Origin of the sequence: Pseudomonas sp. BIGb0164, from assembly GCF_024810135.1 — a bacterium.
Lineage (GTDB): Bacteria > Pseudomonadota > Gammaproteobacteria > Pseudomonadales > Pseudomonadaceae > Aquipseudomonas.
In genome coordinates this window covers 272684-291796 of sequence record NZ_JANUEA010000005.1, presented here as the reverse complement: position 1 = coordinate 291796, position 19113 = coordinate 272684, and the positions used below count along the sequence as shown (strand labels likewise).

Genomic DNA, 19113 nt, shown 5'->3' with positions numbered 1-19113 from the left:
TCTCACTCAGCTCTTAACAGGCGTTGTTTCCGAAGCATTCGCCGTGGTCTGGCTCAAGACTGACTGCACTTTGTGAACTGGCCGTAAATATCGGCGCAGAACGCGAGTTTTCACTCTGCGTGTCGCGCTCGCTTCAGGCCTCATGTCACCTGCGCTTGTTACAATCTAGAGCCTTCCAGGGTGGCGAAAGCCCCGTAGGACGGCCTCGCGTCCTGATGAATTGCGATGGTCAGGGCCGGCAGTTTGCCGCATGTCCTCTGGCCAGGCCGCTTTTGGCGGCGTTCGCGACTATAGCAGCAATGATTAAGTGCTTCAATTCCATAAAAAATTGTTATCATCGCCGCCATGACGACTCCCGACCCCCAGACCCCCAGCGTTCAGCTGCTTGAGGTCTCGCCGGAATATGCCGGCCAACGCATCGACAATTTTCTCCTGGCCAGGCTCAAAGGCGTGCCCAAGACCTTGATTTACCGCATCTTGCGTAAAGGTGAAGTGCGTGTGAACAAGGGCCGGATCAAGCCCGAGTACAAGTTGCAGGCGGGCGATATCGTCCGTGTGCCACCGGTTCGCGTGCCGGAACGCGACGAGCCTGTGCCGCTGGCCCAGGGCCTGCTGCAACGCCTGGAAGCCTCGATTGTCTTCGAAGACAACAAGCTGATCGTGATCAACAAGCCTTGCGGCATTGCGGTTCACGGCGGCAGCGGCTTGAACTTCGGCGTGATCGAGGCCTTCCGCCAGTTGCGCCCGGACGCCAAGGAGCTGGAGCTGGTCCATCGCCTGGACCGCGACACTTCCGGCCTGCTGATGATCGCCAAGAAGCGCAGCATGTTGCGTCACCTGCACACCGCCCTGCGGGGCGATGGCGTAGACAAGCGCTACATGGCGCTGGTGCGTGGCCACTGGGCCAGCTCGATCAAGAGCGTGCGCGCGCCGTTGCAGAAGAGCAACCTGCGTTCCGGCGAGCGCATGGTGGAAGTGGACGAGGAGGGCAAAGAAGCCCTGACCCTGTTCAAGGTGCTGCGCCGTTTCGGTGACTTCGCCACCCTGGTCGAGGCCAAGCCGGTGACCGGGCGTACCCACCAGATCCGCGTGCACACCCTGCATGCGGGCCACTGCATCGCCGGCGATACCAAATACGGCGACGAGGATTTCTCCAAGGAAATCCGCGACCTGGGCGGCAAGCGCCTGTTCCTGCATGCCTACATGCTCACCGTGCCGCTGCCCGATGGTGGCGAATTGAAGCTGCAGGCGCCGGTCGATGAAATGTGGGCCAAGACCGTGGAGCGTTTGAGTGTCGCACCTTGATTACAAGCTGCTGATTTTCGATTGGGACGGCACCCTGGCAGATTCCATTGGCCGCATTGTCGAGTCGATGCATGCGGCGTCGACCCGGTCCGGCTATGCGCTGTGCACCGATCACGCGGTCAAGGGCATCATTGGCCTGGGGCTGCCCGAGGCGATTCGCACCTTATATCCCGAGATCAGCGACGCTGAACTGGTCACGTTCCGTGATCACTACGCCGATCACTACATCGCCCTGGAAGCCACGCCTTCGCCGTTGTTTGATGGTGTGGTGCAGTCCATGGAGGCGTTCCGCACCGAGGGTTATCACCTGGCGGTCGCTACCGGCAAGGCCCGTCGCGGGCTGGACCGCGTGCTCAAGGCCCATGGCTGGGAGGATTATTTCGATATCACCCGTGCCGCCGATGAAACCGCCAGCAAACCTCACCCTCTGATGCTGGAGCAGATCCTGGCCCATTGCGGCGTGTCGCCACGCCAGGCATTGATGGTGGGGGATGCCTCCTTCGACCTGATGATGGCGCGCAACGCGGGCATGGACAGCGTGGCCGTCAGCTACGGCGCCCAGTCCGCCGAGGCGCTTCAGCAGTACGAACCGCGCCTGACGATCAATCATTTTTCCGAATTGCAGGCCTGGCTCAGCCGGGCCCGATAAGTCTTTGCTGGGGTTAATGGCATGAGTGACGAGTGGAAGGCGCCCGAAAAGGCTGAAAACGGTGATGACAAAAGCTGGAAGCTGCTGGAGAAAACCCTCCTGGCCAGCGTTCAGGAGCAGCGTCGTTCGCGGCGCTGGGGGATCTTTTTCAAGTTGCTGACCTTTGTGTACCTGCTGGGGATGCTGGCATTGTTCAGCCCGCTGGTGGACATGGAGAAAAGCGCGGCTCGCAGCGCCAATTACACGGCACTGATCGAGGTGCGTGGCGTGATTGCCGACAAGGAGTCCGCCAGCGCCGACAATATCGTCAGCAGCCTGCGTGCCGCGTTTGAAGATTCCAAGGTCAAGGGCGTGATCCTGCGCATCAACAGCCCGGGCGGCAGTCCGGTGCAGTCGGGTTACGTGTATGACGAGATTCGTCGCCTGCGCGCCTTGCACCCGGACATCAAGCTGTATGCAGTGATTTCCGACCTGGGCGCCTCGGGTGCCTATTACATTGCCAGCGCCGCAGACCAGATCTATGCCGACAAGGCCAGCCTGGTGGGCTCCATTGGCGTGACGGCGGCCGGTTACGGGTTTGTCGGCACCATGGAGAAGCTGGGGGTGGAGCGTCGCACCTACACGTCGGGCGAGCACAAGTCGTTCCTCGATCCGTTCCAGCCGCAAAAGGCCGATGAAACCCAGTTCTGGCAGGGCGTGCTCGACACGACCCATCGTCAGTTCATCGCCAGCGTGAAGCAGGGGCGTGGGGATCGCTTGAAGGACAAGGATCATCCGGAACTGTTTTCCGGCTTGATATGGTCAGGCGAGCAGGCGTTGCCGCTGGGGCTGATCGATGGCCTGGGCAGTGCCAGCTCGGTGGCGCGGGATGTGATTGGCGAGAAAGAACTGGTGGATTTCACCGTTCAGGAATCGCCGTTTGATCGCTTCTCCAAGAAGCTGGGCGCCAGCGTGGCAGAGAAGCTTGCCTTGTATATGGGCTTCCAGGGCCCGACCCTGCGCTGATCTGACAGGCGCACCGATTCAGCTGTAGGAGCCGGCTTGCCGGCGATGGCGGTGGTCCAGTCGACATTTATATTGGCTGATCCACTGCGATCGCTGGCAAGCCGGCTCCTACAGTTGTTTTTGGGGTGGGCTTAAGGGATTTGCACGCCTTCGATGAGTAGCATGTCCACTAGGCGGATAAGCGGCAGTCCGATCAGGCTGGTGGCATCTGGCCCCTCTGTGCTCTGAAACAAGCTCACGCCCAACCCCTCGGCCTTGAAACTGCCCGCGCAGTCATACGGCTGCTCGATTCGCAGGTAGCGTTCGATCCGTTCAGCGTCCAGCTCGCGCATGTGCACGGTAAAAGGCACGCAATCCACCTGGCAGCGCCCGGTCTGGGTGTTGAGCAGTGCCAGGCCGGTCAGGAAGCTGACCCGCTTGCCGCTCGCGGCCAATAGCTGATCCCGGGCGTTTTCAAAGGTATGCGGCTTTCCGATAATGCGGCCTTCCAACGCTGCCACTTGATCGGAGCCGATAATCAGGTGGCCTGGATGGCTGGCGGCGAGGGCGCGGGCTTTGTGTTCGGCCAGGCGCTTGACCAGCTCCACGGCAGACTCATTTGCACGATGGCTTTCGTCGATATCCGGCGAGCTGCAGATGAACGGCAGGTGCAGGCGGCTCAGCAATTCCCGGCGATAAACCGAGCTGGATGCGAGTAATAAAGGCAGCATGGGCGTCTCCTCAAGGCAGCCGGGGATTCTAGCGGGGCGACCGGCTGACGCACAGGGCTGAATTTCCTTTGACATGGCCGGGGGCATCCCTATAATGCTGCGCCTATGTTGAATGACCCGATTCCACCTCACGTTGACCCGCGCAAATTGGCTGATCGTGGCACTTCCCTTCAAGGTGAGTTGCTGCTGGCCGATTTGGAGAGACTCTGCGACCCGCTTTCCGACACTGTCGGTACGGTGCAGGCCAAATTCGTTTTTGAACGAGATGAACGTAAGTCTGTGGTAATCCACAGCTTTATCGACACCGAAGTCAAAATGGTTTGCCAGCGTTGTCTTGAGCTGGTCACCCTGCCGATCCATAGCGAATGCAGTTATGCTGTGGTGAAGGAGGGTGCGAATACCCAGTCGTTGCCGAAAGGTTATGACGTGCTGGAACTGGGCGAAGATCCTTTGGATCTGCATGCACTGATCGAGGAGGAGCTTCTGCTCGCCTTGCCCATTGTGCCTGCTCATCATCCGGAAGAATGCCAGCAGCCGGCGGGCCTCGATGACGAGCCCGAACCGAGCGAGGACGAGGTAACGCGGTCCAACCCGTTCAGTGTATTGGCGCAGTTAAAGCGTGACCCAAACGTTTAGGAGTTAATCAATTATGGCTGTTCAGCAGAACAAAAAATCCCGCTCCGCCCGTGACATGCGCCGTTCGCACGACGCTCTCGAGGCTAGCACCCTGTCCGTAGAAAAGACCACCGGTGAAGTTCACCTGCGTCACCACGTATCGCCAGAAGGCGTATACCGTGGCCGTAAAGTGATCGACAAGGGCGCTGACGAGTAATCACTTGTCTGCTCTAGTCATCGCGATTGACGCAATGGGCGGGGACTTCGGTCCCCGCAGCATTGTTCAGGCCTGCATTGCCAGCCTGTCTGCAACGCCCTCGCTGCACCTGACCCTCGTCGGTCAACCCTCCCTCCTTGAAGAATTGATTGCCAGCCATCCGGCGGTGGATCGCGCGCGCCTGACGATTACGCCGGCCAGCGAAACCATCGGCATGGATGAAAAGCCGGCGGCGGCCCTGCGTGGCAAGCCCGACTCTTCAATGCGGGTGGCGCTGGAGCTGCTGCGTGATGGCAAGGTGCAAGCCTGTGTCAGCGCGGGCAATACCGGCGCCTTGATGGCCTTGTCGCGGCATGTGCTCAAAACGTTGCCCGGCATTGATCGGCCTGCAATGGTGGCGGCGATTCCGACGCAAAAGGGCTATTGCCAGTTGCTGGACCTGGGGGCCAACGTCGATTGCAGTGCCGGGCACCTGTTCCAGTTCGCCGTAATGGGTTCGGTCGCCGCCGAGGCGCTGGGCGTGGCCCGGCCTCGTGTGGCCTTGCTGAATATCGGTACCGAAGACATCAAGGGCAATCAGCAGGTCAAGCTGGCTGCCACCTTGCTGCAAGGTGCGCGCGGCTTGAACTACGTCGGCTTTGTCGAGGGTGACGGTGTGTACCGGGGCGAGGCGGATGTGGTGGTGTGCGACGGGTTTGTCGGCAATATCCTGCTCAAGTCCAGCGAAGGCCTGGCGACCATGATCGCCACGCGCATTGAGGCATTGTTCAAACAAAATCTGGCCTCTCGTGTGGTGGGTGCCCTGGCGCTGCCATTGATGCGTCGCTTGCAGGCCGACTTGGCACCTGCGCGGCACAATGGGGCGAGTTTTCTTGGCTTGCAGGGCATTGTGGTAAAAAGCCACGGTTCGGCAGGTGTAGAGGGCTTTCAGAGTGCGATTGCGCGCGCCCTGATCGAGATCCAGGAAAACCTGCCGCAGCGCTTGCACGGCCGTCTCGAGGACCTGTTGCCTTAGGCGAATCGGCCCGGGAGTGCTTAAATGTGACCGGCCAGTTCAATTGACCATCCAATCTGTCAGTTTCGTGCGCTCCCACCGTAGGAGTGCGCATTTTTGACGACCAGATCATTAGGGGCTTGTTACATGTCTACATCCCTCGCATTCGTCTTTCCAGGGCAGGGTTCGCAGTCCCTCGGCATGTTGGCCGAGCTGGGCGCGCAGTACCCGCTGATCCTGGACACCTTCAAGGAAGCTTCCGACGCTCTGGGTTACGACCTGTGGGCATTGACCCAGCAGGGACCGGAAGAGCAACTCAACCAAACCGACAAAACCCAACCGGCCATCCTGACCGCTTCGGTCGCCCTGTGGCGCCTGTGGCTGGCTGAAGGTGGTGCGCGCCCTGCATTCGTCGCCGGTCACAGCCTGGGCGAATACAGTGCCTTGGTGGCGGCGGGCAGCCTGACCCTCGGTGAGGCGGTCAAGCTGGTCGAGCGTCGCGGTCAACTGATGCAAGAAGCCGTTCCAGCCGGGCAGGGCGGCATGGCCGCTATCCTGGGCCTGGACGATGCCATCGTGATCGAAGCCTGTGCCGAAGCGGCCCAAGGCGAAGTGGTCAGCGCGGTGAACTTCAACTCCCCGGGCCAGGTGGTGATCGCCGGTGCCAAGGCCGCCGTCGAGCGCGCCATCGAAGGCTGCAAGGCCCGTGGTGCCAAGCGTGCGCTGCCGTTGCCGGTGAGCGTACCGTCCCACTGCGAGCTGATGCGTCCGGCGGCCGAGCGTTTTGCCGAGTCCATCGCTGCCATCAACTGGCAGGCGCCGCAGATCCCGCTGGTGCAGAACGTCAGCGCGGCCGTTGCCGCCGACCTCGACACGCTCAAGCGCGACCTGCTGGAACAACTCTACAAGCCCGTACGCTGGGTCGAATCCGTCCAGACCCTGGCAGCCAATGGCGCCACTGAACTGGTTGAGTGCGGTCCGGGCAAAGTCCTGGCCGGCCTGAACAAGCGTTGCGCCGATGGCGTGTCGACTGCCAACCTCAATACCCCGGATGCCTTCGCTGCCGCCCGCGCGGCACTGGCCTGAATCCCCGAACTTAGGAGAAGCCTGCATGAGTCTGCAAGGTAAAGTTGCACTGGTTACCGGCGCAAGCCGTGGCATTGGCCAGGCGATCGCCCTGGAACTGGGCCGTCAGGGTGCCGTTGTGATCGGTACCGCTACATCCGCCTCGGGCGCCGAGCGTATCGCCGCGACCCTGAAGGAAAACGGCGTGCAAGGTACCGGCCTTGAACTGAACGTGACCAGCGACGAGTCTGTGGCTGCCGTACTGGCCGAGATCACCGCACAGTTCGGCGCGCCGGCGATTCTGGTGAATAACGCCGGTATCACCCGCGACAACCTGATGATGCGCATGAAAGACGACGAGTGGTACGACGTGGTCGATACCAACTTGAACAGTCTGTTTCGCCTGTCCAAGGGGGTTTTGCGCGGCATGACCAAGGCGCGTTGGGGCCGAATTATCAATATTGGCTCTGTAGTGGGTGCCATGGGCAACGCAGGCCAAGTAAACTACGCAGCCGCCAAGGCCGGTCTGGAAGGTTTCAGCCGTGCACTGGCGCGTGAAGTCGGTTCGCGGTCGATTACGGTCAACTCGGTGGCCCCAGGGTTCATCGACACCGATATGACCCGTGAACTGCCGGAAGCACAGCGTGAAGCCTTGCTGACGCAGATTCCGCTGGGTCGTCTGGGCCAGGCTCAAGAGATCGCGAATGTGGTCACTTTCCTGGCGTCCGACGGTGCGGCATACGTGACTGGGGCTACAATCCCGGTTAACGGCGGGATGTACATGAGTTAAATTGTGACGGATCGCTTCAAAAAAATGTCATACGAGCTGTCTAAAATCCGTTATAAAGCTGCAACTTAATTTATAGGCAGGTGGCCAACCGGGTACAGGGTGAAGCTTTCAGTTGAAAAGCTGAAATGGCTTTCTATACACTTACCCACTGGCCAGCTGCCTGAATTTGTCCATTAGGAGTGAAAACAAGGTATGAGCACCATCGAAGAGCGCGTCAAGAAAATCGTTGCCGAGCAACTGGGCGTTAAAGAAGAAGAAGTGACCAACTCCGCTTCCTTCGTTGAAGACCTGGGTGCCGACTCCCTTGACACCGTTGAGCTGGTGATGGCTCTGGAAGAGGAATTCGAGACCGAAATCCCGGACGAAGAAGCTGAAAAAATCACTACTGTTCAAGCTGCTATCGACTACGTTACTGCCCACCAGGCGTAATAGTTTTTAGTCGTCGCTTGCTGTTGGGAAAAACCGCACTGCTGTTACAGCGTGCGGTTTTTTCTTTAGCTCTATAGCAAAGTGTCGTCATTAGAAAAAGGAGAGTGCTGTGTCGCGTAGACGCGTCGTAGTCACCGGTATGGGTATGTTGTCGCCACTGGGTACGGATGTGCCGAGCAGTTGGCAGGGCATTCTGGCTGGCCACAGTGGTATTGGTCTGATTGAACACACGGACCTTTCTGCCTATTCCACCCGTTTTGGCGGCTCGGTAAAGGGTTTCAATGTCGAGGAATATCTCTCGGTCAAGGAATCCCGCAAACTCGACCTGTTCATTCAATACGGCCTGGCAGCCGGTTTTCAGGCGGTGCGCAATGCCGGCCTGGAAGTCACCGACGCCAACCGTGACCGCATCGGCGTGGCCATGGGTTCGGGTATTGGCGGCCTGACCAATATCGAAGAAACCAGTCGCACGCTGCATGATTCCGGCCCCCGTCGAATTTCACCGTTCTTCGTACCGGGCTCGATCATCAACATGATTTCCGGTTTCCTGTCGATCCACTTGGGTGCACAGGGGCCTAACTACGCCATTGCCACGGCATGTACCACGGGTACGCACTGCATCGGCATGGCGGCGCGCAACATCGCCTACGACGAGGCCGACGTGATGATCGCCGGTGGCGCCGAGATGGCGGCCTGCGGCCTGGGCATGGGTGGCTTCGGTGCATCCCGTGCATTGTCGACCCGCAACGACGAACCGACCCGCGCCAGCCGCCCCTGGGACAAAGGCCGTGACGGTTTCGTCTTGTCCGACGGTGCCGGCGCCCTGGTACTCGAAGAGCTGGAGCACGCCAAGGCGCGTGGTGCCACGATCTACGCCGAGCTGATCGGCTTTGGCATGAGCGGTGACGCCTACCACATGACCTCGCCACCGTCCGACGGTGCCGGCGCGGCGCGTTGCATCTCCAACGCCTTGCGCGATGCGAAGGTCAACGCCAACCAGGTTCAGTACATCAACGCCCATGGCACCTCGACCCCAACGGGCGACCTGGCGGAAGCCGAGGCCATCAAGTCGGTGTTCGGTGAGCATGCCTACAAGCTGGCGGTCAGCTCCACCAAGTCCATGACCGGTCACCTGTTGGGTGCGGCGGGCGCGGTCGAGGCGATCTTCAGTGTCATGGCCATCAAGGATCAGGTCGCTCCGCCGACCATCAACCTTGATGAGCCGGACGAAGGCTGCGACCTGAACTTCGTGCCGCACGAAGCCCAGCCAATGCCAATCGACGTGGTGTTGTCCAACTCGTTCGGCTTTGGTGGCACCAACGGTTCCCTGGTGTTCCGCCGGTTCGCCGAGTGATGCACAGCTGGGTCGACGGTCAGCCAGCGGACAGCGTGCCCCTGAAAGATCGTGGCCTGGCATACGGTGATGGTCTGTTCGAGACCATTGCCGTCAAGGCCGGGCAGCCTGTGCTGCTCGACCGCCACCTGCATCGCCTCGAAGAGGGATGCAGGCGGCTTGCCTTCACTGCGGATCACGGGTTGATCCGCAGTGAAGTGCTGGCCTACGCCGCAACCCTGGGCAGCGGTGTACTTAAGCTGATCCTCACCCGTGGCGACAGCCAGCGCGGTTATGGCGCCAACCCTGGCGCACCTGTGCGCCGCATTTTGCAGGGCAGTCCGCCCGCAACCTATCCCCCTGCCCACGGAGCCGACGGCATCCGCCTGTTTCCGTGCACGACCCGCTTGGCCGAACAGCCCCTGCTGGCCGGTCTCAAGCACCTCAACCGCCTGGAGCAGGTGATCGCCCGCGCCGAATGGCAGGACGCCGAGCATGCCGAAGGCTTGATGCTGGATAGGTCCGATCGTGTCATTGAAGGCGTGTTCAGCAACCTGTTCCTGGTGCGCAACGGCTTGTTACTAACCGCTGATCTGACGCGTTGCGGCGTGGCTGGCGTGATGCGCGCCGAGATTCTGGCCCAGGCACATGCCCTGGGAGTCCCCGTGGCCGTGGCCGACATCAGCCTTGAGCAGTTGCAGCAGGCGGATGAAGTGTTCATGTGCAACAGCGTTTATGGCATTTGGCCGGTGCGCGAGTGCGCTGCGATGAGCTGGTCGGTTGGGCCGCTCACCCGTAAACTGCAGGGCATTGTTCGCGCGCTATTGGATATTTGAGTTGATACGAAAACTGGTTTTACTGCTGCAGATCGGCCTGGTCTCGGCGGGCTTGCTGCTGGGCTTTTCGGCCTGGAAGCTTGACTCTGCCTTGAAGCAGCCCTTGAACCTGCCCCAGGAACAATTGCTCGATGTGCCGGCAGGGGCCACCCCAACCGGCACGTTCAATCGCCTTGAAGCCGATGGCGTGCTCGATGATGCGTTCTGGCTGCGCCTGTACTGGCGTTTCAACCTCGATGGCCAGCCACTGCACAGTGGCGAATACCGCATGACGCCGGGCCTCACCGCCCAAGGCCTGATCGGCCTGTGGCAGCGCGGCGAAGTGGTGCAATACAGCCTTACCCTGGTGGAAGGCTGGAACTTCCGCCAGGTGCGTTCGGCGTTGGCCAAGCATGAAAAGATCGTGCAAACCCTCTCGGGCCTGACGGACAGCGAAGTGATGGACAAGCTGGGTCACCCCGGCGTATTCCCCGAAGGGCGATTCTTCCCCGACACTTACCGCTTTGTGCGCGGCATGACCGATGTCGAGTTCCTGAAAAAAGCCTACAACCGCCTCGACGATGTGCTCGCCCAAGAGTGGAGCAAGCGCGCTGCCGATGCGCCGTACACCGACCCTTACCAAGCCCTGATCATGGCCTCCCTGGTCGAGAAAGAAACCGGCGTGCCCGAAGAGCGCGGGCAGATTGCCGGGGTGTTTGTGCGACGCATGAAGATCGGCATGCTGCTGCAGACCGACCCGACCGTGATCTACGGCCTGGGTGAGCGCTACAACGGCAAGTTGACCCGCGCTCACCTGAAGGAAGCCAACCCCTACAACACCTACATGGTGGCCGGCCTGCCGCCGACACCCATTGCCATGGTCGGTCGCGAGGCCATCCATGCGGCGCTGAACCCGGTGCCAGGCAGCAGCCTGTATTTTGTTGCCCGTGGCGATGGCAGCCATATTTTTTCTGACGACCTGGATGCGCATAATGCCGCTGTGCGCGAGTTCCAGCTCAAGCGCCGCGCCGACTACCGCTCCAGCCCGGCACCCGTAGTGAAGCCTGCGCAAGACGCAACGCCAGCGGCCGATGCGCCAGCGCAAGCGCCGGTAGAAACGCCGGCCGATCCTGCGCCGGATACGGCCGCGCCGCAAAGCCCGCAATAATTCTGACTAAGGACTGCCTGTGACTGGCTTGTTTATGACCCTGGAAGGCCCGGAAGGCGCCGGCAAAAGCACCAACCGCGATTACCTCGCCGAGCGCTTGCGCGCCGAAGGAATCGAAGTGGTGTTGACCCGCGAGCCCGGCGGCACGCCGCTGGCCGAGCGTATCCGCGAGGTGCTGCTGGCGCCGGGTGAAGAGCAGATGAACCCGGACACCGAGTTGCTGCTGGTGTTCGCAGCCCGTGCCCAGCACCTGGCCGAGGTGATTCGCCCAGCCCTGGCGCGGGGTGCCGTGGTGATCTGCGACCGCTTCACCGATTCCACCTATGCCTACCAGGGCGGTGGACGGGGCCTGTCCCTGGAGCGCATCGCCACGCTCGAAACCTTCGTTCAAGGCGACCTGCGCCCTGACCTGACCCTGGTCTTCGACTTGCCGGTTGAAGTCGGCCTGGCCCGCGCCAGCGCCCGGGGTCGCCTGGACCGCTTCGAGCTCGAAGGCCAGGCTTTCTTCGACGCAGTACGCACCGCGTTCCTCAAACGTGCCGCGGCCGAGCCTGCGCGCTACTACCTGCTGGATGCCGCCCAACCGCTGGCCCAGGTGCAGCACGCCATCGATGCCCTGTTGCCCACCCTGCTGGAGCGTGCCCGTGGCTGAAGCCTACCCGTGGCAGGAAGGCCTCTGGCAGCAATTGGCAGGCCGTGCCCAGCACGCCCATGCCTACTTGCTGCATGGCCCCATCGGTATTGGCAAGCGCGACCTGGCCGAACGCCTGATGGCCAGCCTGCTGTGCCAGAACCCGGTCAACCTGGAAGCCTGCGGCGAGTGCAAGTCGTGCCTGCTGCTCAAGGCCGGCAGCCACCCGGACAACTACCTGCTGGAGCCTGAAGAGGCCGACAAGGCGATCAAGGTCGATCAGGTACGTGATCTCGTCAGTTTCGTGGTGCAGACCGCCCAGATGGGCGGGCGCAAGGTCGTGCTGATCGAGCCGGTGGAGGCAATGAACATCAACGCCGCCAACGCCCTGCTCAAGAGTCTGGAAGAGCCGTCCGGCGATACTGTGTTGCTGCTGGTCAGTCACCAGTCCAGCCGTTTGCTGCCGACGATCCGCAGCCGTTGCGTGCAGCAGGCGTGCCCGCTGCCCAGCCAGGCCATGAGCTTGCAGTGGCTGGCGAAGGCGTTGCCGGACTGTTCCGAAGATGAACGCGTCGAGCTGTTGACCCTGGCCGCAGGTTCGCCGCTGGCTGCCGTGAAGCTTCAGGCCCAAGGTGTGCGTGAACAGCGTGCCCTGGTGGTGGACGGCGTCAAGAAGCTGCTCAAGCAGGAACAGTCCGCGACCCAACTGGCCGAAGGCGCCTGGAAGGACATCCCGTTGTTGCTGCTGTTCGACTGGTTCTGCGACTGGTCGAGCCTGATCCTGCGCTACCAGTTGACCCAGGACGAAAGCGGGCTGGGCCTGCCGGACATGCGCAAGGTCGTGCAGTACCTGGCGCAGAAGAGCGCCCAGGACAAGGTACTGGCCATCCAGGACTGGATCCTCGCCCAGCGCCAGAAAGTCCTGGGCAAGGCCAACCTCAACCGCGTGCTGTTGCTTGAAGCGCTGTTGGTACAATGGGTCGGGCTGCTCGGCCGCCGTTAATTTCCGTGGCCGACGGGTGTATCGTCGGTCAGACCTTTTCCGTGAACCAAGTTGTCTTTTTCCTATGCTCGTAGATTCCCATTGCCACCTTGACCGCCTCGACCTTGCCCAGCACGCCGGCTCCCTTGACGCAGCCCTTGAAGCGGCGCGCGGTCGTGGAGTAGGGCACTTCCTGTGCATCGGCGTGAGCGCCGAGAACGCCGCCGACGTCAAGGCCCTGGCCGAGCGTTATGCCGATGTGGATTGCTCGGTGGGTATCCACCCGCTGGACCTCAAGCCTGGCGAAGCCCCGGCCCTCGACTGGTTGCTGGCTGAGCTCAACCACCCACGCGTGGTGGCTATCGGGGAAACCGGCCTGGACTACCACTACGAACCCGAAGCCGCCGAGTTGCAGCAGGCGTCTTTCCGCCTGCACCTGCAAGCCGCCCAGCAGACCGGCAAGCCGGTCATCGTGCATACCCGTGGCGCCCGCGCTGACACCCTGGCATTGCTGCGCGAAGCCGCGTTGCCCCAGGCCGGCGTGCTGCATTGCTTCACTGAGGATTGGGAGATGGCCAAGGCGGCCCTGGACCTGGGGTTCTACATTTCGCTGTCGGGGATCGTCACCTTTCGCAATGCCGATGCCCTGCGTGATGTGGCGCGCCAAGTGCCGGCCGACCGTTTGCTGGTCGAAACCGATTCGCCGTACCTGGCGCCGATCCCCCATCGCGGCAAACCGAACCTGCCGGAATACGTACGTGACGTGGCCGATTACCTGGCAATGCTGCGGGGTGAGTCCTACGAGCGCTTCGCCGAACAGACCACCGAGAACTTCAAGCGCCTGTTCCCGCTGGCGCATATTGCCGGCTGACGAGGCCAAATCGCAGGCAAAAAAAACCCGGGTTCTGGGGGGTGAATCCGGGCTAAGACCATTAGGAGTAAAACAAGGGCACACAGTCCGTCGGTACCCAGGTCGACGCGTCACTTGGGGGAGATGCCACGCCGACAATTGAAGTATTGATCAGTATCCCATTCAGTCCAGTCGCATCTGATCGTTTTTTAAACAGATTTGGAATACGCGCGCTTCGCTTGAGTTCTCATCAAGCCAGTGCACAGGTGTATATATTGCGTATTGTTTCTGACTGATAACGATGAAATCGTTGGCACATTGAAAGTTAAGTGCATAACGGGTTCACATAGACATTGCCCAACGACTGTTCAGTCGGGATAATCCCTCGCACTGGGTAAATCGTATCGCCACGTATCCGTGGCCCTGCGCAGCCCTCCCACATTGACCTCTGCAGACCTCTTCCTCATGCAAAAAGAACCCCGTAAGGTCCGTGAGTTTCGCCGCCGTGAGCAGGAAATTCTCGACACAGCACTCAAGCTGTTCCTCGAACAAGGTGAAGACAGCGTCACCGTCGAGATGATTGCGGATGCCGTGGGTATCGGCAAAGGCACGATCTACAAGCACTTCAAATCCAAGGCCGAAATTTACCTGCGCCTGATGCTCGACTACGAGCGTGATTTGAACGAGCTGTTGCATTCGGCCGATGTCGACAAGGACAAGGAAGCCCTGTCCCGGGCCTATTTCGAGTTCCGCATGCGCGACCCGCAGCGCTACCGCCTGTTCGACCGCCTGGAAGAGAAGGTGGTCAAGGGCCACCAGGTGCCGGAGATGGTCGAGGAGTTGCACAAGATCCGTGCCTCGAACTTCGAACGCCTGACCTTGCTGATCAAAGGCCGAATCACCGAAGGCAAGCTTGAAGACGTGCCACCGTATTTCCACTACTGCGCCGCATGGGCGCTGGTGCATGGCGCCGTGGCGCTGTACCACTCGCCGTTCTGGAGCAATGTGCTGGAAGATCAGGAAGGTTTCTTCCAATTCCTGATGGACATCGGCGTGCGCATGGGCAACAAGCGCAAGCACAGCGCTGATCTGCCAAACCCGGATTCCAAGGGCGGCGAAACCCCTGCTGTATAAGTCATTCGCCACAATGATGGCCTAATGATTTACTGCCAGGCGCAGTGTCCCAGGAATATACTCAGGCAAGGATCTTGCTAAAAGCTGATTTATGAGTCAGTTTTTAGTGCGCCCCCATTATCCTCTGCCGGAGTGATCCATGATCGTTGATCGTCAAGGCAGGCGTTTTCGCAATTTGCGAATCAGCCTGACCTCAGCCTGCAATTACGCGTGTACCTACTGCGTGCCTAACGGTAAGCGGCTGGTGGCTGCCCAGGACGAACTCTCGGCCGAGGCCATGGCCCGTGGCGTGGCTTACCTGATCGAAGCGGCGGGCATCGACCGCCTGCGCATCACCGGGGGCGAGCCACTGGTCAGTCCCAAGCTGGAAGCCTTTATGGGCGCGGTGGGGCAGATGGGGCTCAGTGATATCAGCCTGACCACCAATGGCCAGCTCCTGGCGCGCAAGTTGCCGCTGCTGGTGGAGGCGGGTATCCGGCGCATCAACGTTTCCCTCGACACCCTCGACGCGGACGCCTTCCGCAGCATCGCCCGGGGCGGCGACCTCGCCACCGTGCTCGACGGTATGGACCAGGCCCGCGCCGCCGGCCTCAAGATCAAAGTAAACATGGTGCCGTTACGTGGGCAGAACCTCGACCAGGTGATGCCGCTGCTCGACTACTGCCTGGCGCGCGGTTACGAGTTGCGCTTCATCGAGCTGATGCGCATGGGCCACTTGGCCAAGGACTCCAACGCGTTCCTGCAGCAGTTTGTCAGCTTGCAGCAATTGCTCAGCCTGATCGGCGAACACCACGAATACCTGCAAGCCAACGCCCCGGTGGACGCCACCGCCGTGCGTTACGAGGTCCCAGGTAAAGGCTTCTTCGGCGTGATCGCCAATGAAAGTGTACCGTTTTGCCGGACCTGTTCACGGCTGCGGCTGTCCTCCACCGGCTGGCTGCATGGCTGCCTGTCGTCGAGTAACCGTCACTACATCGGCGACTTGCTGGACAAGCCCCGCCACCAGGCGCTTCCAGCACTGCAAGGTTTGCTGATGAAGGCCCTGGGCGACAAGCAGGAAGTCGCCTTCTCTGGCGGTGCCACCATCATGAAGATCATCGGCGGCTGACCCCACCCCCTGTAGACGCTGGCTTGTGTGGGAGCTGGCTTGCCTGCGATTGCATCAACTCGGTGTGACTGATACACCGAGGTGCTTGCATCGCAGGCAAGCCGGCTCCTACAGATGTTCGCCATTGCGATGAATGGCCTGGATTCTGCATCTCACGCCCATTCGCCGGTTTTCCGTCACCGGCTTCTGGAGGATTAGGATGCGTAGTCTGGTGTTGTTGCTGGCGTCGTTGACGCTGAGTGGTTGCATGACCGTCAGCGATATGGCCGAAGGCACCCGTTATCAGATGAGTGACGCCGGGCTGCTGGACCACAGTGATACACGCCGTAGCGCCTCGATCCGCGTGCAGCCCGACTCGTTCATCTTTATCGCCCAAGGCGCCTTTGTACCGCCGGGCAGCGCCTACCCGCGTCCCAACGTGGTGGCCGAGGAAGCCTTCAACGGTTTCGTCGAGTATTTCCCCATGGTGCGTCGCGCCCGCCAGACCGAGGGCCTTGAACAGGCGATGTCCGAAGCCCGTGCGGCCGGTGCGCACTACCTGTTGTACTGCCGCTTTGCGGCAGCCGATGACCGCATCGGCAATGCCGACGAGTGGACCGACCAGCAAGCCCTGGACCGTGTTGGCCTGGACAGTGGCGTGATTCAGGTCATGCTGATCGAGACCAGCACCCAGTATTTGATTGATACTGTGCGCATTCGCAGCCGTGGCGGTTTACTGACGTTCCACGACAACAAGCCTCAAGACCTGATCGCCCGCCCGCTGGCGCAATACGCACGCAGCCTACTGGGGATGAGTGACCAGTAATTCAAAGGAGACCCGCATGACCGATTCCGCCAAGGCCAACGACCTGTTGGCCCAACTGCCCAAGGGCAAGGGACCGGCGCCGGTGCACCTGTGGAACCCGGATTTCTGCGGCAACATCGACATGCGCATCGCCCGCGACGGCACCTGGTTCTATCAGGGCACGCCGATTGGCCGCAAACCGATGGTCAAGTTGTTCTCCAACATCATCCGCCGCGACGGGGATGAGTATTTCCTGGTGACCCCGGTGGAAAAAGTCGGGATCACCGTCGATGATGCGCCGTTTGTCGCGGTCACCCTCGAAGTCGAAGGCCAGGGCGAAAGCCAGATCCTGCGCTTTACCACCAACGTCGACGATCAGATCGAGGCCGGCCTCGAACACCCGCTGCGGGTGGTGATCGACTCTGTCACCCAGGAACCTGCGCCTTACCTGCGGGTGCGCACCAACCTTGAAGCCCTCGTGCACCGCAACGCGTTCTACCAATTGGTGGAGCTGGCGGTGAGCCGTCCGATCAACGGTCAGAACTGGCTGGGCGTCTGGAGCGGCGGGGAATTTTTCCCCATTGGCCTGGAGCCCTGAGGCGGTTTTTTTCATCTTCCTGAAATAATTCGCTTGCTGCCATCGGGCGCTTTCGGTTATCAATTTGTACATGATTAGACATGTTCGATTTGATAAGAAAAAACGCGTCGTCGACGAGCTCATCCGCCGTATCGAGGGTGGGGTGATGGCCGACGGTTTCCTGCTGCCGGGCGAGCATCAACTGGCCGAGGAGTTCGCGGTCAGCCGCGGCACCCTGCGCGAAGCCCTGGCCGAGCTCAAGCGTCGCAACTACATCGCGACTCAGAGCGGCGTCGGCTCCATCGTCACCTTTGACGGCATGGTGCTTGACCAACGCAACGGCTGGGCCCAGGCCCTGGCCGACACCGGCGCACGGGTAACCACCGACATCCTGCGCCTGGAAGCGGTCACCCGGCCGGACCTGGTCAGCCGTTTCGGCAGCGACCAGTTCATCGCTCTGGATCGTCGCCGGCGCACCACCGATGGTGTCGCCGTGTCCCTCGAACGTTCACTGATGCCTGCCGCGGGAGGCCTGGAAAGCCTGCCGCGTGTGGGCCTGATCGATAACTCCCTGACCATCACCCTGGCAGCCTACGGTTACGTCGGTGCCGAGGGCGACCAATGGATCGGCGCCGAGCCCCTGAGCGACGAAGACGCCGAGTTGCTCGGCCGACCTGCCGGCACCGTGTTTCTCAAAGCCTCGCGCACCACCTACGACCGTCGCGAGCGCTTCATGGAGTACGTCGAGAGCTTGCTCGATCCCTTGCACTTTCGCCTGCACCTGCAGTTTGGAGCCTTGAAATGACCCCGGATATTCGCGCACTCGGCGCCTTTTACGGCTTGGCGTTGGGCGATGCCCTGGGGATGCCCACCCAGTCCCTGAGCCGCGAGCAAGTCAGGGCTCGCTTCGGTGCCATCACCGGCCTGGAAGACGCCGATGCCGACCAACCGATTGCGCCGAACATGCCCGCCGGCTCGATCACCGACGACACCGAACAGGCAATCCTGGTCGGCGAGTTGCTGGTGGAAGGCCACGGCAAGATCGAGCCCACAGTACTGGCCCAGCGCCTGATCGAGTGGGAAGCGGTGATGCGCGCCAAAGGCTCCCAGGATTTGCTCGGGCCGTCGACCAAGCGTGCCATCGACATGATCCTTGCCGGCCACACGCCCGAAGAGTCCGGGCGTTATGGCACCACCAACGGCGCGGCCATGCGCATCACCCCCGTGGGGATCGCGGCCGACGTCAGCGACCCGGCGCACTTCATCCAGGCGGTGATCCAGGCCTGTCAGGTCACCCACAACACCAGCCTCGGCATTTCCAGCGCTGCTGCTGTGGCGGCAGTGGTCTCGGCCGGCATCAACGGCACCGACCTTGGTGAAGCCCTGAACATCGGTGTGCAGATCGCCCAGCAGGCGGAAAACCACGGCCACTGGATCGCCGGTGGGCGCATTTCCACCCGCATCAGTTGGGCGCGCACCTTGAGCGTCGGCAGTGGCGACAAAGCCTTGTTCGCCGACTTGCTCTACGAATTGATCGGCACCTCCGTCGCCTCCCAGGAGTCGGTGGTGGTGTCGTTTGCCCTCGCGCAGCAAGTGGCGGTGGGTGAGATGAATGCTTTCGAGGCCCTGTGCCTGGCCGCCAGCCTCGGCGGTGACACCGACACCATCGCCGCCATTCTCGGTGCGATGTTGGGCGCGTGCCTGGGCCTGCAGTGCTGGCCCGAGGCGCTGATCGAACAGGTCAAGCAGGTCAATGGCCTGGAGTTGCAGCCGCTGGTCCAAGGGCTGCTGAAACTGCGATAAGCGCCGTAGGCAAACATGTGGGAGCGGGCTTGCTCGCGAAGGCGATGTGTCAGGTGGCACATCAGTTGGCCGACCCACCGCTTTCGCGAGCAAGCCCGCTCCCACATTCGATCGTGTCGAGTCATGGAGACCGAATAAAAGTTTCGCTT

General features: G+C 61.2%; 22 protein-coding genes. 21 read left to right on the top strand and 1 reads right to left on the bottom strand.

The features are described 5' to 3' along the window. Positions 1-345: 345 nt before the first annotated feature. From rluC to M2394_RS15605, 3 genes are read left to right on the top strand one after another with little or no spacing between them, the layout of a single operon-like run. Complete coding sequence (gene rluC / locus M2394_RS15615) at positions 346-1305, top strand: 23S rRNA pseudouridine(955/2504/2580) synthase RluC (RefSeq protein ID WP_178923490.1); 960 nt, start codon at positions 346-348, stop codon at positions 1303-1305. Continuing rightward, positions 1292-1954: an HAD-IA family hydrolase gene (locus M2394_RS15610; RefSeq protein ID WP_178923488.1), complete on the top strand. Its 663-nt coding sequence runs from the start codon at positions 1292-1294 to the stop codon at positions 1952-1954. The genes rluC and M2394_RS15610 overlap by 14 nt, the downstream gene beginning before the upstream one ends. A gap of 21 nt (positions 1955-1975) precedes the next feature. Continuing rightward, positions 1976-2959, top strand: coding sequence for a S49 family peptidase (locus M2394_RS15605; RefSeq protein WP_259173078.1), 984 nt, complete (start codon positions 1976-1978; stop codon positions 2957-2959). A gap of 131 nt (positions 2960-3090) precedes the next feature. On the opposite strand, the gene M2394_RS15600 is transcribed toward M2394_RS15605, so the two are convergent. Continuing rightward, entirely contained in the window at positions 3091-3669 is a 579-nt protein-coding gene (locus tag M2394_RS15600; RefSeq protein ID WP_178923484.1) for a nucleoside triphosphate pyrophosphatase, read from the bottom strand. A gap of 105 nt (positions 3670-3774) precedes the next feature. Here M2394_RS15600 and M2394_RS15595 point away from each other — a divergent pair, with 105 nt between their 5' ends. From M2394_RS15595 to M2394_RS15510, 18 genes are all read left to right on the top strand, one after another. Further along, complete coding sequence (locus M2394_RS15595) at positions 3775-4305, top strand: YceD family protein (protein WP_010566563.1); 531 nt, start codon at positions 3775-3777, stop codon at positions 4303-4305. A 13-nt stretch (positions 4306-4318) separates the two neighbouring features. After that, the gene (gene rpmF / locus M2394_RS15590) at positions 4319-4501 is read left to right on the top strand and encodes a 50S ribosomal protein L32 (protein ID WP_003179396.1); all 183 of its coding nucleotides are present in this window, start codon (positions 4319-4321) and stop codon (positions 4499-4501) included. Positions 4502-4505: 4 nt separating this feature from the next. Beyond that, positions 4506-5516 (top strand): phosphate acyltransferase PlsX, encoded by a 1011-nt coding sequence (gene plsX, locus M2394_RS15585; RefSeq protein ID WP_259173077.1) that lies wholly within the window; start codon positions 4506-4508, stop codon positions 5514-5516. 126 nt (positions 5517-5642) lie between these two features. Continuing rightward, positions 5643-6581 carry an ACP S-malonyltransferase gene (gene fabD, locus M2394_RS15580; protein WP_259173076.1) on the top strand — a complete coding sequence of 313 codons (939 nt, stop codon included), beginning with the start codon at positions 5643-5645 and terminating at the stop codon, positions 6579-6581. Positions 6582-6606: 25 nt separating this feature from the next. Next, positions 6607-7350 (top strand): 3-oxoacyl-ACP reductase FabG, encoded by a 744-nt coding sequence (gene fabG, locus M2394_RS15575; RefSeq protein ID WP_015885432.1) that lies wholly within the window; start codon positions 6607-6609, stop codon positions 7348-7350. Between the two features lie 192 nt (positions 7351-7542). Beyond that, positions 7543-7779 carry an acyl carrier protein gene (gene acpP / locus M2394_RS15570; protein ID WP_016973676.1) on the top strand — a complete coding sequence of 79 codons (237 nt, stop codon included), beginning with the start codon at positions 7543-7545 and terminating at the stop codon, positions 7777-7779. A 109-nt stretch (positions 7780-7888) separates the two neighbouring features. Next, positions 7889-9133, top strand: coding sequence for a beta-ketoacyl-ACP synthase II (gene fabF, locus M2394_RS15565; protein ID WP_176997924.1), 1245 nt, complete (start codon positions 7889-7891; stop codon positions 9131-9133). Further along, positions 9133-9948, top strand: a complete 816-nt coding sequence (gene pabC / locus M2394_RS15560; RefSeq protein ID WP_259173075.1) for an aminodeoxychorismate lyase — start codon at positions 9133-9135, stop codon at positions 9946-9948. Before fabF ends, pabC begins: the two co-directional genes overlap by 1 nt. Before the next feature lies 1 nt (position 9949). Further along, positions 9950-11095 (top strand): endolytic transglycosylase MltG, encoded by a 1146-nt coding sequence (gene mltG, locus M2394_RS15555; RefSeq protein WP_178923474.1) that lies wholly within the window; start codon positions 9950-9952, stop codon positions 11093-11095. Positions 11096-11114: 19 nt separating this feature from the next. After that, a complete protein-coding gene (gene tmk, locus M2394_RS15550; protein ID WP_178923472.1) occupies positions 11115-11747 on the top strand; it encodes a dTMP kinase in 633 nt (210 codons plus the stop codon). Next, a complete protein-coding gene (locus M2394_RS15545; RefSeq protein ID WP_259173074.1) occupies positions 11740-12729 on the top strand; it encodes a DNA polymerase III subunit delta' in 990 nt (329 codons plus the stop codon). Before tmk ends, M2394_RS15545 begins: the two co-directional genes overlap by 8 nt. 64 nt (positions 12730-12793) lie before the next feature. After that, positions 12794-13579 carry a TatD family hydrolase gene (locus M2394_RS15540; protein WP_259173073.1) on the top strand — a complete coding sequence of 262 codons (786 nt, stop codon included), beginning with the start codon at positions 12794-12796 and terminating at the stop codon, positions 13577-13579. 444 nt (positions 13580-14023) lie between these two features. Then, positions 14024-14692: a TetR/AcrR family transcriptional regulator gene (locus M2394_RS15535; protein WP_178923466.1), complete on the top strand. Its 669-nt coding sequence runs from the start codon at positions 14024-14026 to the stop codon at positions 14690-14692. A gap of 139 nt (positions 14693-14831) precedes the next feature. After that, positions 14832-15800, top strand: coding sequence for a GTP 3',8-cyclase MoaA (locus M2394_RS15530; protein WP_259173072.1), 969 nt, complete (start codon positions 14832-14834; stop codon positions 15798-15800). A gap of 199 nt (positions 15801-15999) precedes the next feature. Continuing rightward, positions 16000-16605, top strand: coding sequence for a DUF4823 domain-containing protein (locus tag M2394_RS15525; RefSeq protein ID WP_178923462.1), 606 nt, complete (start codon positions 16000-16002; stop codon positions 16603-16605). Between the two features lie 16 nt (positions 16606-16621). Further along, positions 16622-17182 (top strand): DUF1285 domain-containing protein, encoded by a 561-nt coding sequence (locus M2394_RS15520; protein ID WP_259173071.1) that lies wholly within the window; start codon positions 16622-16624, stop codon positions 17180-17182. A gap of 70 nt (positions 17183-17252) precedes the next feature. Beyond that, a complete protein-coding gene (locus M2394_RS15515) occupies positions 17253-17966 on the top strand; it encodes a GntR family transcriptional regulator (RefSeq protein WP_259173070.1) in 714 nt (237 codons plus the stop codon). Next, a complete protein-coding gene (locus M2394_RS15510) occupies positions 17963-18964 on the top strand; it encodes an ADP-ribosylglycohydrolase family protein (RefSeq protein ID WP_178923458.1) in 1002 nt (333 codons plus the stop codon). Before M2394_RS15515 ends, M2394_RS15510 begins: the two co-directional genes overlap by 4 nt. Positions 18965-19113: the final 149 nt, after the last annotated feature.

Bases quoted from the DNA above. Each gene is read 5' to 3' on its own strand.
- rluC (WP_178923490.1), top strand. From the start codon at position 346: ATGACGACTCCCGACCCCCAGACCCCCAGCGTTCAGCTGCTTGAGGTC.
- M2394_RS15605 (WP_259173078.1), top strand. From the start codon at position 1,976: ATGAGTGACGAGTGGAAGGCGCCCGAAAAGGCTGAAAACGGTGATGAC.
- M2394_RS15600 (WP_178923484.1), bottom strand. From the start codon at position 3,669: ATGCTGCCTTTATTACTCGCATCCAGCTCGGTTTATCGCCGGGAATTG.
- M2394_RS15595 (WP_010566563.1), top strand. From the start codon at position 3,775: ATGTTGAATGACCCGATTCCACCTCACGTTGACCCGCGCAAATTGGCT.
- rpmF (WP_003179396.1), top strand. From the start codon at position 4,319: ATGGCTGTTCAGCAGAACAAAAAATCCCGCTCCGCCCGTGACATGCGC.
- fabD (WP_259173076.1), top strand. From the start codon at position 5,643: ATGTCTACATCCCTCGCATTCGTCTTTCCAGGGCAGGGTTCGCAGTCC.
- fabG (WP_015885432.1), top strand. From the start codon at position 6,607: ATGAGTCTGCAAGGTAAAGTTGCACTGGTTACCGGCGCAAGCCGTGGC.
- acpP (WP_016973676.1), top strand. From the start codon at position 7,543: ATGAGCACCATCGAAGAGCGCGTCAAGAAAATCGTTGCCGAGCAACTG.
- pabC (WP_259173075.1), top strand. From the start codon at position 9,133: ATGCACAGCTGGGTCGACGGTCAGCCAGCGGACAGCGTGCCCCTGAAA.
- M2394_RS15540 (WP_259173073.1), top strand. From the start codon at position 12,794: ATGCTCGTAGATTCCCATTGCCACCTTGACCGCCTCGACCTTGCCCAG.
- M2394_RS15535 (WP_178923466.1), top strand. From the start codon at position 14,024: ATGCAAAAAGAACCCCGTAAGGTCCGTGAGTTTCGCCGCCGTGAGCAG.
- M2394_RS15530 (WP_259173072.1), top strand. From the start codon at position 14,832: ATGATCGTTGATCGTCAAGGCAGGCGTTTTCGCAATTTGCGAATCAGC.
- M2394_RS15525 (WP_178923462.1), top strand. From the start codon at position 16,000: ATGCGTAGTCTGGTGTTGTTGCTGGCGTCGTTGACGCTGAGTGGTTGC.
- M2394_RS15520 (WP_259173071.1), top strand. From the start codon at position 16,622: ATGACCGATTCCGCCAAGGCCAACGACCTGTTGGCCCAACTGCCCAAG.
- M2394_RS15515 (WP_259173070.1), top strand. From the start codon at position 17,253: ATGATTAGACATGTTCGATTTGATAAGAAAAAACGCGTCGTCGACGAG.
- M2394_RS15510 (WP_178923458.1), top strand. From the start codon at position 17,963: ATGACCCCGGATATTCGCGCACTCGGCGCCTTTTACGGCTTGGCGTTG.